This is a genomic window from Acinetobacter sp. LoGeW2-3 (assembly GCF_002688565.1).
GTDB lineage: Bacteria > Pseudomonadota > Gammaproteobacteria > Pseudomonadales > Moraxellaceae > Acinetobacter.
In genome coordinates this window covers 190,219-203,979 of record NZ_CP024011.1, presented here as the reverse complement: position 1 = coordinate 203,979, position 13,761 = coordinate 190,219, and the positions used below count along the sequence as shown (strand labels likewise).

The following is a 13,761-nucleotide window of genomic DNA, read 5'->3' as shown; positions in this document are numbered from 1 at the left end:
TTAATTATTTTTCAAATTGAATAAAAAATAAACTAATAATTTAATTATAAATTTCGTGATTATTTTTTTAATGTATCTCTAGTAAAAATGATTTTATGCAGATTGAATCTGATTGCGCCCCATTTGTTTGGCCTGATACAAGCCTTGATCGGCAGCTAAAATGGCTTCTTCAATCTCTGCCGGATCCTTGAAAAAGCTAACGCCTATACTGATGGTTAGATCAATATGCTGCTGCTCATGCTGTAATGGGGTATCTTCAAGTTGTAATCGGATTCGTTCAGCAATTTTAAAAGCAGCATCCTTTTGAATATTGGGCAAGACAATCAAAAACTCTTCACCACCAATACGTGAAACCTGGTCTTTCTTCCGAATATTGGCTTTAAAGATCTGACTAATATGCTGTAAAACCAAATCACCCACCTGATGTCCGTAACGATCATTCACGGACTTGAAATGGTCTAAATCTGCCATCAAAACCGCATGCTGTAAGTCAGGATCGGAATTTATTTTTTGAATATAGGCTTCAAGTCCACGACGGTTTAATAATCCGGTCAGTGGATCGCGATAGCGTTCCTGTTCTAGCTTTAATACCAGGTCCAAAATGGCACAGCTGATGAACATCCCTAAAAAGATCAGTTCAATTAAAAGCAGTAACAGTTGCGTAAATGCCCAAGCCGGTTCGTAATGGGCGACAAAGCCTTCATCATTCAATAAAGCAGTTAATACGATTGCACGTCCAATGGCAATAACCGCAGTCACAAAGGTAAAGATTTTCAGGTAACGGTCGATCCGCAAACGTGTGGGAGTCCGAAGAAAAACAATCGGGCGGTGTAGATAGATCGCTGCGGTAGTCATCCCAATAATCAGCAAACGGGCAGTCTGGTCTGCAGTCACTTGGGTATAGTAATAAATGCCAAATGCACCCAAGCTAATCAAGTAAATATAGGTGGGCCATAAATAGTCGACAGTTAAACGCTCATAAATCGCTTTACTGTGAAATGCACAAGATAAAAAATAAAGTATAGCAACAAGACTTGAGATTTCTATTAATGCTGACCCAGATAAAATGGTATTGAGTAATATAGCCAAACCAAACAATATCAGTGCATAGGCGTAGGAGCTTAAATAATGCGGTAAGTCGTTATAATGGGAAATACATAGCATGATGATCCCCAAGCTCGACATAATACTCGGCACCAGTAAGCTATAAAAAGTAAAATCTGAAGTCAGCATGTTGGGTTAGAATATTAGCTATTGTATGAATAATATCATTTTCCGTAATTAAGCATAGTTATAAAAATATAAGAACGATATTTATCCACTCAATCATTTTGAAAATTTGAAAAAATAAAACTGCATGATCTTTTGATGCTGAAGATTTATAGCGGCAAATAGCTTATGTTTAAAGTAATGCTGGTTATTTGCAAAATGCTACCCAGCAATACTTGTAGTTTTTTCCTAAAAATTTAAGGTGGAAATAATATAAAAATTTTAAGGATCCATCTGGATGAAAACACCTGTTCCCGACTATTTAAGGCATGTGCTTTCTACCTGCCATGATAATGAAAAAGGCGCGCTGGCCGATTATATTCCTGAACTTGCCGCAGTCGATCCTGACAAGCTCGGACTTGCGCTATCGACCGTAGACGGGACCATCTATTCTGCAGGAGATGATGACGTTGAATTTACCATGCAGTCTCTTTCCAAGCCTTTTGCCTATGCACTGGCAATCAAGGAGTTAGGGCTAAAACAGGTACTGGAAAAAGTTGGGGTAGAGCCATCAGGTGAGGCTTTCAACCAGATTTCGCTGGAAAAAGAACGCAATATTCCTAAAAACCCGATGATTAATTCAGGTGCGATTACCACGCATTCTCTGATTCCTTATAAAAAAACTGTGTCCCGCGCTGAACAGATCCGACGATTCTTAAGTGGGCTGGCAGGGCGAGAATTGTCCTTTGATGAGCAAGTCTATAACTCCGAGATTAAAACGGCTTTTCGTAACATGTCGATTGGTTACATGCTGCGTACGGTGGGTGTGCTGGATGAAGATCCTAAAGAAATCGTGCATGGCTATATCAAGCAATGCGCCATTAAAGTCACAGTAAAAGATTTAGCAGTCATTACCAGTATTTTGGCCAATGGTGGTGTAAACCCCAAGACGGGAAAACGGCTGCTGGATCGGTCTTTAGTCCGGCAATTACTCAGTGTCATGCTAACCTGTGGTATGTACGATGCTGCTGGAGACTGGCTGACGACAGTCGGTATTCCGGCCAAAAGTGGTGTGGCAGGTGGCATTATTGGAGTGCTGCCAGGGCAAGTGGGGATTGCGGTATTTTCCCCAAAAATTGATGAGCATGGTAATAGTGTACGTGGTGTCAGAATCTTTGAAAATCTGTCGCATGATATGGGACTGCATCTCATGGAAGGTACGCCGTCAGCACAGACCATTCTGCAAAGCCGTTATACGGTGGGTAAAAAGAATAACGTCGTGGTTTATGAACTGCGTGGCGTGTTGCAGTTTACCGAGTCTGAAATGCTGCTACGAATCTTGCAGGATGAACCGGAAGGTAAAAGCACCATTATTCTCGATTTAACCAATCTCACTCTGATGCATGATGTTGGTGCCCGAATGCTGTTTGAAGGTGTCGATCGTTTAAAACAGGATGGACATAAAGTGCTGGTTGTAGACTCAGAAGGTTTACTGGATAAAGATCAGTTAAAGGGTAGAAAAAGGGTGGTGGTGACGGAGGAGTTGGAAAAGTTTTTGGAAAAGTATAAATAACCTTTTCCTTGCGCAGCAGTGCTGCTCATCTCCTGTAAGGAGAGGGAATTCCATTTTTAAATTACTGAAGCAAATAGACATATGTTACTCCCTATCCCTGAGCGAGTTTAAAGCACTGCTTTAAAGGAGGCGTAAGAGAGGATTGAGGTAAGAATATAAATAAAAAGCCCCGAACAATGTCGAGGCTTTATTACATCAGGCAATCTTATTTAATATGTTCAGCAATATCCGTAAAGATTACACCTAAACCATGCGCACCGGCATCTGGATATCCCAGACTTCGATCACCGACCGTACCTGCACGCCCCATACGCGCCACGATGTCTTTAGTTGATTCTGCACCGGCAACAGCAGCTTGAGCACCTAGAACAAAGTTTTCTTTAAAAGTCTTATCGGTATTTGCAGACCAAGAATCTGCACATGGAACCAGAGCATCAATCAGGGTTTTGTCACCCACGACTGCGCCACGACCAAATGAACGTTCGCCTGTGACTTGAATGCCTTTTACTGCTGCTTGCAGCATCTCAGCAAAATCAGCCACAGATAATGTGGTTTTGCCTTTAATCGATTTACTTGCTGCACGGAATGCAGAACCCCAGATTGGACCTGAAGCACCGCCACAATGTTCCATGATGATCATGGAGCAGTTCAGCAAGAAATCATCCATCTGTTCAGCCTGAACTAATTCATGCCACTGGCGTTTGAGTTGTTTAAAGCCTTTGGCAACACTCATACCGAAGTCGCCGTCGCCTGCATGGGCATCCAGTTCACAGAAAGGCACTTCATTTTTAATAATGCAGGCACTCATCACATCGACCACATAGCGCATGTTTTCAATAGTGAATTGTTCATTGGCAATCACAGCATGTTCAGGATGCGTTTCAACATCGGTATTTACTGTACGTGTAGCCGTTTGACCTTTGGCAGCAAACTCAAATGGCAGTGCAGGTGAACCATCCATTTTAAATGCAGGGGTATTGGCTTCTGCATCCAGATAAGTTTTCAGTTCATCATCCACAGCCAGCAGGGAAACCGATGCACCGGCCATGTCGATACTGGTCATGTAGTTGCCAACAAAGGTACGATATATTTTGATGCCTTTGCTTGCCAGATGTTCACATACATCATTATTGAATACATACAGTTCTTGCAGTGGTGTTGTGCCAAAACCATTTACCAAAACTGCAACTTCAGTCAGATCAGGACGATCCAGAAACAGGTCATCGACAATGCGTTGAGCCAGTTCTTTAGACGGCAGGATTTTTTCACGACGGATCCCCGGTTCACCGTGGATGCCTACGCCGTATTCCATTTCATCATCAGCCAAAGTGAACGTTGGTGTGCCTTTGGCTGGAACGGTACAAGAGGAATAGGCGAAACCAAGGCTGATCACATTGTCCGCAGCTTTTTGTGCCAGTTCTTTCACGCGAGCAAGCTCATAACCTTTAGATGCAGCAGCACCGGCAATTTTATGCACGAAGACCGTGCCGGCTACACCACGACGACCGACTGTATATAAGCTGTCTTTTACCGCGATGTCATCTGCCACTTTGACGTAATCAACCTTGATGCCATCTTCAGTTGCTAATGCTGCGCCATTCTGGAAGTTCATCATATCGCCAGAATAGTTTTTGATGATCATCAGGATGCCTTTGTCAGTCGCGACTTGCTGCAAGGCTTTATAGACCTGAATTTGTGAAGGTGAGGCAAACACGTCACCACATACGGCAGCGTCCAGCATGCCTTGACCGACAAAGCCCGCATGAGCAGGTTCGTGACCGCTACCGCCACCACTGATCAGGGCGACATTTTGGTGTTTTTCTTTTCGGGAAATGATTTTATAAGATTCATTAAATGCCAGTTCTGGATGTGCCAGGACAAAGCCTTTGCACATTTCGACAACGATGTTTTCAGCATCGTTCATGAGTTTCTTCATTGGAACACCAATAGTCATGGATTTGGGAGATTAATATCTATTTATTATTATTGAAATTACTAAACAAATAAAACTTAAAATGTAAAAAAGAGAGCTTAAAAAATAATAGAGTAGAAAAGTTAGGACAAAATTGAACGAAAGATAATCTTTAAGTTTTTTCAGAAAAGAAAATAAAACTTATAAAGAGCAAAAAATTATATTTTTGTGTAAAAATCAAACTAATTTTAATATATATTATTGTTTTTATTTTATAAATTTGGGGCTATGAAAAGTAAAATTTACACAGAACTTCAAAATTTTTTCTTAGATACTCCTTTTGTGTTATTTGGAACAGGTACCTCTTGTGCACTTGATACTCGTTTCGGTATGGGAGCATTACAACAATATTTGGAAAATGAGTTTAGTACTCTATCAGGAGTAATGTTAGAAGAATGGCAGGCTGTTCTTGATAAACTTAATAATGGAATAGATTTTGAAAATTCTATGAATGAAGTTAATTCAACTGAATTAATTAATAGGATAGTTGAAAATACAGCTAATTTTGTAGCTTCAATAGATAAAGAATATTCAACTCAAATTTTGGATGGAAAAGTTTCATGGAGCTTAAGAAAAATAATTAATAAATTATTTAATTCTATTGGCGAAAATCAAGTCTTGAATGTTGCAACTCCTAACTATGATTTACTTTGTGAATATAGTCTAGTATCAGACAATATTGCTTATTGTACCGGATTTAGCGGAGGTGTTATTAAACATTTAGATTGGGAAAAGTCTTGTAATCATCATCAGCATATTACTCCGTCAACTGGTCGCAGACCACCGAGAAAAGCCTTAAAAAAGCATATTAAATTTTATAAGCCTCATGGGTCTCTTAATACTTTTTTATATAAAGATAAAGTTGTTGAGAGTGATATTTGGACACATTCGAAGCCTCTTACAGTTGAGCGTATATTGGTAACACCTGGTTTATCAAAATATGAAAAATTACATGAGCATAGAACTTCATTGTTAAGTGCTTATGATGCTGCAGTGAATGGATCAAGTTCATTTTTATTTTTGGGTTTTGGATTTAATGATATGCAGTTAGTAAATGGAACAATAAAGAATAAAATTCAAAATAATAAGAATAACGCTTTAGTAATTACAAGAGATTTAAATGAAAGAATTGAAGAGTGGATGAATAGCTCTGAAAATATGTGGGTAATTTGCAAACAAGATTCAAATGATAATGCAAGAGTCTTTAATAAAAAACTTGGTAGTTGGTATGAGCTTGATATTAATTTATGGGAATTTTCAGTTTTTAGTAAAGAAATTTTAGGGACATAGTTATGTTTTCATTTGATGAATCTTATTATCTGGGTGACGTTAGAGAAGTAGATACTAGAAAAGTATCAATATTAGTAGAAGATAGTAATAATTTAAAAAAAGCACGAGTAAATCAATTAATCGCTGCTAAATTAAATATTGCTTATGATTATTGGTTGATTGGTATGATAGACAAAGTTATTAAGTCTATTGTAGTAAGTCCAACTAGTATAACGGAAGAGGAAGAAGAATTAGAATATTTGGAAGAAACGGTAGTTAATACGGTTAAAGTAACTTTGATGGGGGCTCTAAAATGGGATGCGAGTAAACAAAAAAATATATTTACTAGATCAGTAGATCATGTACCTGAAATTGATACTCAATGTTTTGTCTTAAAAGATGCAAATTTAGAAGTTTTTATGGGTCATTTATCTGATGAGAAAGATTCAAAAAGCTTACTAGAATTAGGAGTTTTCAAATTAGATGATAAGGCGAAAGCGTTATTGGATGGAAATAAACTGTTTCAACGTCATGCTGCTATATTAGGAAGTACAGGTTCAGGGAAATCTTGGACAGTCGCTACTTTACTAGAAAATACCTCCAAATTACCTTCCTCTAATATCATTGTTTATGATTTGCATAGTGAATATAAAAGTCTAGCTTATGCTAAGCAACTTAGAATTCCTGGCCCAGAAGATGATATTTCTTCACCAGAAAATATATATTTGCCTTATTGGTTACTTAATAATGATGAAATTCAGACTCTTTTTGTAGATGGTAGTGAGTTTACTGCTCACAACCAAGTTGTTTTAGTTCAAAATACTATTTTGGAGTTAAAGAAAAAATTTTTAGAAGATAATAATAAAGCTGACCTTATAGAAACTTTAACATTTGATAGCCCTATTCCTTATAGAATTGAAGACTTATTAGAGCGATTAGAATATTTAAATACAGAAAGAGTCCCGGGTGCTAATAATAAAGATAAAAATGGTCCCTATCATGGAGAATTAACACGGTTACTTGTAAGGATTAAAAGTCGTGTTAATGACAAAAGATACTCCTTTCTATTTCAAAATGATTCCTCATATCTTCAATACGAATCCTTATATAATATTGTTGCAAAATTAATGTCATTTGCTGAAAGCAATATAAAAGTTGTAGATTTTTCTGATGTGCCTGCTGATATTTTGCCAACTATTATCGGATTAGTTTCTCGACTAACGTATCAAGTACAATTTTGGACTGATTCTGCTAGTAGAAGACCTCTAGCTTTTGTATGTGATGAAGCACATCTATATTTACCAAACTATCCTAATAGCCCATTAGAAAAACGAGCAGTTGCAACTTTTGAAAAGATTGCTAAAGAAGGACGAAAATATGGTGTTGCTTTGTTAATTGTGAGTCAACGGCCTTCTGATGTTAGTACTACGATATTAAGCCAATGCAATAATATTATCTCTTTAAGGTTGACAAATTCTGATGATCAGAGTGCTGTGAGAAGTGTTTTGCCTGAAAGTTATGCCAGTTTATTAGAGCAACTACCATTGCTGGATGTGGGTGAGGCAATGGTTGTTGGTGATGCAGTATTACTTCCTAGTCGTATTAAAATTCATGAACCAACTCAGAAACCACTCAGTGCTACGATTGATTTTTGGACAAAATGGTCTGAAGAAGTTAAAGAAACAAACTTTGAAAAATCAATTGAGAATATGAGAAGACAAAACAGAAATTAATATTTCAATAAAAAATCCCCTCACTCGAGGGGATTTTTTCTTCTCTAAATTAGAGGATTCTTACACGATAGAATCATCCAGATTTGGCGCTAACCAACGTTTCGCTTCATCCAGTGTCCAGCCTTTACGTTTCGCATAATCTTCCAGCTGATCGCCAGAGATTTTGCCCACATTAAAGTATTCAGTTTCAGGGTTTGCATAATAGAAACCGCTTACTGATGAAGGTGGCCACATCGCAAAGCTAGAAGTCAGGTAAGTACCCATCTTCTCAGTCGTACCTAACCAGTTGAACAATGGCACTTTTTCAGAATGTTCAGGACAAGCTGGGTAGCCCGGCGCAGGACGGATGCCGACATACTTCTCTTTGATCAATTCATCATTGTCCAGAGTTTCGTCAGCCTGATAGCCCCAGAACTCTTTACGGATGCGCTGGTGCAGATGCTCTGCAAAGGCTTCCGCAAAACGGTCACCCAAGGCTTGAACCATAATTGCGTTATAGTCATCACCTTTGGCTTTATATTCCTGAGACAGCTCTTCCGCACCAAAGATCGAAACGGTAAAGCCACCCAAGTAATCCTGAACCACATCTTTAGGCGCAATAAAGTCAGCCAAAGAGTAGTTCGCTTTACCAGTCACTTTGTCAGACTGCTGACGTAAGTGTTCAAAAGTATGCGTTACATTACCAGCTTCATCAGTCACAGCAACCGTATCTGAACCGGTACGATTTGCAGGGTAGATGCTGAACGTTGCACGCGCATCGAAACGTTTATTGTCGATAATGTCTTTCAACATTGCTTGTGCTTGTGCATACAGATCACGTGCTGCTTCACCAACGACTTCATCTTCAAGAATTTTCGGGAATTTGCCAGCCAAACTCCAAGAAATAAAGAACGGTGTCCAGTCAAAGTATTCCACCAAGGTTTCTAAAGGATAGTTGGTGAAAGTTTGTGAACCGATAAAGTTTGGCTTAAATGGCGCATTCTTGTCGAAGTCGATTTTGAAACCATTTTCAACCGATTCAGCATAAGACAGCTTCGCAGCTTTCGGCTGTTTGTTGGCAAGACGGACACGGATTTTTTCATAATCCGCTGCATAGTCTGCTGCCAGTTTTGGTTTCATTTCGGCAGAAAGTAATTGAGTCGCTACACCGACCGCACGAGAGGCATCAGCCGTGTAGTACACGCCATCATTCTGGTATTGAGGAGCAATCTTCACAGCAGTATGCGCTTTAGAAGTCGTTGCACCACCAATCATCAATGGAATGTTAAAGCCTTTACGCTGCATTTCTTTGGCAACAAAAACCATTTCATCTAGAGACGGGGTGATCAGACCAGACAAACCGATGATATCGACTTTTTCATCAATCGCAGTTTGTAGAATCTTTTCACATGGCACCATCACACCAAGATCGACCACGTCATAACCGTTACAGCCCAGTACCACGCCTACGATATTCTTACCAATGTCATGGACGTCGCCTTTTACGGTCGCCATCAGGATTTTACCTTTGGCTTCACCTTGGGTTTTTTCCGCTTCGATGTACGGGTTCAACCAAGCCACAGCTTGTTTCATGACACGTGCAGATTTTACTACCTGTGGCAGGAACATTTTACCGGCACCGAACAGATCACCGACCACGTTCATACCTGCCATTAATGGACCTTCGATCACGTCTAGTGGGCGAGTGGCTTTTAAACGTGCTTCTTCAGTATCTTGGTCGATATAAGTGGTGATGCCTTTTACCAATGCATATTCCAGGCGTTTTTCAACGCTTTCATTACGCCATTCAAGGTTTTCTTCGGCTTTTTGCGTGCCACCTTGACCACGGTATTTTTCAGCAATTTCCAGCAATTTTTCAGTGGCTTCATTGCCGCTTGCACCCTGGTTACGGTTAAGCACAACATCTTCAACGGCTGCTTTCAGTTCTTTATCGATGTCATCGTAAATTGCCATTTGACCTGCGTTCACGATCCCCATGGTCATGCCTTGTTGAATGGCATGGTACAAGAACACCGAGTGAATCGCTTCACGCACAGGCTCATTACCACGGAATGAGAACGATACGTTCGATACACCACCTGAAATCATCGCATGTGGCAGGTTTTGTTTAATCCAACCAGTTGCTTCAATGAAGTCCACACCATAGTTGTTGTGTTCTTCAATACCAGTTGCCACGGCAAATACGTTCGGGTCAAAAATAATATCTTCAGCAGGGAAGCCGACTTCATTCACCAGAACGTCATAAGAACGTTTACAGATTTGTTTTTTACGTTCAGCTGTATCTGCCTGACCATCTTCATCGAATGCCATCACGATCACGGCTGCACCGTATTGACGGCAGAGGCGGGCGCGTTCAACAAACTCGTCATAACCTTCTTTCAGGGAGATCGAGTTTACAACTGCTTTACCTTGCACGCATTTCAGGCCAGCTTCAATGATTTCCCATTTAGATGAGTCAATCATGATGGGCACACGAGAGATATCAGGTTCAGATGCCACCAGATTCAAAAAGTGCACCATCGCACCTTCTGAATCGAGCATGCCTTCATCCATGTTGATGTCGATGATCTGTGCACCAGCTTCAACCTGTTGACGCGCAACATCTAGCGCTTCGGCAAAGTTTTCTTCTTTGATCAGACGCAGGAATTTTTTCGAACCGGTGACGTTGGTACGTTCACCCACGTTCACGAACAATGAATCTTTGGTAATGTTAAATGGCTCTAAACCACTGAGGCGACATGCTGGTTCAATCTCAGGAACTTGACGTGGGGCAATCCCTTCAACTGCTTGAGCAATCGCACGAATATGATCAGGCGTTGTACCACAACAGCCACCCGTGATGTTGATCAGGCCGCTTTCCGCAAATTCTTTAATGAAGGCTGCAGTTTCTTCCGGCGTTTCATCATAACCACCGAAGGCATTTGGTAAGCCAGCATTCGGATGCGCAGACACGAAAGTATCGGCAACGTCAGATACAGTTTTGACGTGTGGACGCATTGCATCTGCACCAAGGGCACAGTTGAAACCAATCGAGATCGGTTCTGCATGACGCATTGAGTTCCAGAATGCTTCCGCAGTTTGACCTGTCAAGGTACGGCCAGATGCATCAGTAATCGTACCTGAAATCATGATTGGTAGTTCAGTGCCCAATTCTTTAAATACTTCCTTCACCGCAAAGATCGCAGCTTTGGCATTTAAAGTATCGAATACAGTTTCGATCAGGATGATATCGACACCACCTTCAATCAGTGCTTTCGTCGATTCAATGTAATCTACTTTTAGCTGATCAAAGGTAATGTTACGGAACGCAGGATCATTTACGTTTGGAGAAATAGAGGTCGTGCGTGATGTCGGCCCAATTACACCAGCCACAAAACGTGGTTTCTCAGGCGTTGAATATTTGGCACATGCTTCTTTGGCAAGACGGGCTGCTTCACGGTTGATCTCAGGAACCAGATCTTCCATGTGATAGTCAGACATTGAAACACGGGTACCGTTAAAGGTATTGGTTTCAATGATATCGGCACCGGCTTCAAGATACGCTTCGTGAATGCCTTGAATAATCTGTGGCTGAGTCAGCACAAGTAAGTCGTTATTGCCTTTAAGATCGTATGCCCAATCAGCAAAACGCTCACCACGATAATCGGCTTCTTCCAATTTATGGCGCTGGATCATGGTACCCATCGCACCATCGATAATTAAAATTCTCTTGGCAAGAAGTTCTTTTAAGGTGGCAAGTGTAGACATTCAAACTTTCTCAGTAAGCATCAAAAACGGCAACAATCTTAACAGATTAGTGCGCAGTTTTCTGTAGTGCTTATACAGAATGCTGGATATATCTGATATGAAAATTTGATAAGGAAATCTAGGTCTGCCTAGCAAGCTGAAAACAGATAGAAAACTGCATTAATAAAGTCCCTGAGAAGGGCACTTAACTGGAAAATAAAATGTAAGTGAGTTTCATGAAAATGTCATATGAGCAGGGCAATATGAACCCAAGGGTATAAGCTTCAAGAATATGACAGCTGTGATGGGTAGAATAGATATATTGCAAAACATGAATAAAATTGATTAATAGAATACTGTTATTTCAGTAAATAACTGATTTTAAAATTTTAATTTTCATTTTTATTGTATGGAGTTACAGGATAAACGGCAGTGAGAAAATCTGAAAAATTGGTTTATATGACAGCGCTTTGTCATATAATTGTCACAATTTAACTGAACAATATGGGGATTCTTGAATCCTCTATTACTGCTTGCATGAATTCTAATCAAACTCCCTTAGGTTCAGCCCAACAGTCGCCTTCTGATAAGCCGGCCAATGTTCATGTGCCAACACCGAAATTTTTTATGCCGGTGTTTCTGACTCTCATTATTTCTACGCTGATTTATATCGGCTTCCAAGTGACTTCAGATTTGGCTCATGTTCCACCGATCGGTCTGTATTCCATGATCCTTTTAGCTTCAGCACTGCTGATTGCGCTGGGCTTTGAATTCGTCAACGGTTTCCACGATACGGCCAATGCGGTTGCGACCGTGATTTATACCAATGCACTGTCTGCACCAGTTGCGGTCATGTGGGCAGGTTTCTGTAATTTCCTTGGGGTAATGGTCGCCAGTGGTGCCGTTGCCTACGGGATCATTGCATTACTGCCAGTTGAACTGATCATGAATGTCGGCACGGGTGCCGGTTTTGCCATGGTTTTTGCCATGCTGATCGCTGCGATTCTGTGGAATCTGGGCACCTGGTTCCTCGGCATTCCAGCTTCCAGTTCACATACCCTGATCGGTTCGATTCTGGGCGTAGGCATCATGAACTACCTGCTGAATTCGGGTGGTGGTGCTTCTGGTGTGGATATGGAGCAGGTGCTGAAAGTTGGTAAAGCATTGCTGTTTTCACCTTTGATTGGTTTTGCATTTGCTGCTGTCTTGTTCCTGTTAGTGAAAAAGGTGTTCCGTAAGCAACTTGAACTGTTTAAGCCACCTGAAGGCAACAAGCCACCACCACCATTGATTCGTGCCATTCTGATCTTTACTTGTACGGGTGTGAGTTTCGCGCACGGTTCAAATGACGGTCAAAAAGGTATGGGCCTGATCATGCTGATCCTGATCGGTTGTGTACCTTTGGCATATTCACTGAATAAAAATCTGGATGCAGCACATATCCAGTCTTTTGGCCAGTTGTCTGCACAAACAGCTGATGCGATTTATCCGCAGCATGAAGATATTCCAGACGAAAAAGCACGTGCCATCATCACGACCTACATTCAAACCAAAGAATTGAATGCTGAGGTTGTTCCTGCACTGGCAAGTCTGACGGATCATCTGGGTGATAAGGTCGGTAGCTATGGCAACATCAAGGATGTTCCAGAAGCGCAAGTTTCAGAATTCCGGAATGACATGTACCTGAGCACCACAGCGTTTAAACGTCTGGATAAAGCAGAAGCTTTACCGGCAATGAGTGAGGCTCAGGAACAAACAGTTGATGAATACCGTGACAATCTGGATTCATTCCTGCAATACATTCCTACCTGGGTAAAAGTCGCGACTGCATTGGCACTCGGTTTAGGTACCATGGTCGGCTGGAAGCGTATTGTCGTGACGGTTGGTGAGCGGATCGGTAAAGAGCATATGACTTATGGTCAAGGTATGTCAGCCGAGCTGGTTGCCATGTCTACGATTGCTGCTGCTGATGGTTTTGGTATGCCAGTATCTACCACGCACGTCCTAAACTCTGCAGTTGCAGGTACGATGGTGGCGAATAAGTCTGGCTTGAACTTTAAAATGGTTAAATCGATTTTGTCTGCCTGGGTATTTACACTGCCAGCAACGATCTGTTTATCTGGTGGTTTGTACTGGATTCTGCTACAAGTTTTCTAAAAAAATTTGATGTAAAAACGCTGCTTAGGCAGCGTTTTTTTATGGGTGATTTTTTACCTCTCCCTAACCCTCTCCTGAGAGGAAAGGGAACTTCCTTTATAATTAAAAATAATTATTAAATT

7 protein-coding genes are annotated in these 13,761 nt (G+C 40.8%); 4 read left to right on the top strand and 3 right to left on the bottom strand.

What is annotated here, in order from left to right:
* Positions 1-93 precede the first annotated feature (93 nt).
* Positions 94-1,233 (bottom strand): GGDEF domain-containing protein, encoded by a 1,140-nt coding sequence (locus BS636_RS00975; RefSeq protein ID WP_228206916.1) that lies wholly within the window; start codon positions 1,231-1,233, stop codon positions 94-96.
* A gap of 274 nt (positions 1,234-1,507) precedes the next feature.
* On the opposite strand from BS636_RS00975, the gene BS636_RS00970 reads away from it, so the two are divergent.
* Positions 1,508-2,782, top strand: a complete 1,275-nt coding sequence (locus BS636_RS00970) for a glutaminase (protein WP_099337110.1) — start codon at positions 1,508-1,510, stop codon at positions 2,780-2,782.
* 205 nt (positions 2,783-2,987) lie between these two features.
* On the opposite strand, the gene dhaK is transcribed toward BS636_RS00970, so the two are convergent.
* Entirely contained in the window at positions 2,988-4,718 is a 1,731-nt protein-coding gene (dhaK, locus tag BS636_RS00965; protein ID WP_171265974.1) for a dihydroxyacetone kinase subunit DhaK, read from the bottom strand.
* Positions 4,719-4,982: 264 nt separating this feature from the next.
* Between dhaK and BS636_RS00960 the strand changes: the two genes are divergently transcribed.
* The gene (locus BS636_RS00960) at positions 4,983-6,044 is read left to right on the top strand and encodes an SIR2 family protein (protein ID WP_099337108.1); all 1,062 of its coding nucleotides are present in this window, start codon (positions 4,983-4,985) and stop codon (positions 6,042-6,044) included.
* Positions 6,045-6,046: 2 nt separating this feature from the next.
* A complete protein-coding gene (locus BS636_RS00955) occupies positions 6,047-7,756 on the top strand; it encodes an ATP-binding protein (protein WP_213064230.1) in 1,710 nt (569 codons plus the stop codon).
* Between the two features lie 60 nt (positions 7,757-7,816).
* Here BS636_RS00955 and metH read toward each other — a convergent pair whose 3' ends face one another.
* Positions 7,817-11,503 (bottom strand): methionine synthase, encoded by a 3,687-nt coding sequence (metH, locus tag BS636_RS00950; RefSeq protein ID WP_099337106.1) that lies wholly within the window; start codon positions 11,501-11,503, stop codon positions 7,817-7,819.
* Between the two features lie 516 nt (positions 11,504-12,019).
* Between metH and BS636_RS00945 the strand changes: the two genes are divergently transcribed.
* Entirely contained in the window at positions 12,020-13,639 is a 1,620-nt protein-coding gene (locus BS636_RS00945; RefSeq protein WP_099337105.1) for an inorganic phosphate transporter, read from the top strand.
* Positions 13,640-13,761: the final 122 nt, after the last annotated feature.

Excerpts from the sequence above, each read along its gene's own strand:
- BS636_RS00975 (WP_228206916.1), bottom strand. The coding sequence starts at position 1,233 with ATGCTGACTTCAGATTTTACTTTTTATAGCTTACTGGTGCCGAGTATT.
- BS636_RS00970 (WP_099337110.1), top strand. The coding sequence starts at position 1,508 with ATGAAAACACCTGTTCCCGACTATTTAAGGCATGTGCTTTCTACCTGC.
- dhaK (WP_171265974.1), bottom strand. The coding sequence starts at position 4,718 with ATGAAGAAACTCATGAACGATGCTGAAAACATCGTTGTCGAAATGTGC.
- BS636_RS00960 (WP_099337108.1), top strand. The coding sequence starts at position 4,983 with ATGAAAAGTAAAATTTACACAGAACTTCAAAATTTTTTCTTAGATACT.
- BS636_RS00955 (WP_213064230.1), top strand. The coding sequence starts at position 6,047 with ATGTTTTCATTTGATGAATCTTATTATCTGGGTGACGTTAGAGAAGTA.
- metH (WP_099337106.1), bottom strand. The coding sequence starts at position 11,503 with ATGTCTACACTTGCCACCTTAAAAGAACTTCTTGCCAAGAGAATTTTA.
- BS636_RS00945 (WP_099337105.1), top strand. The coding sequence starts at position 12,020 with ATGAATTCTAATCAAACTCCCTTAGGTTCAGCCCAACAGTCGCCTTCT.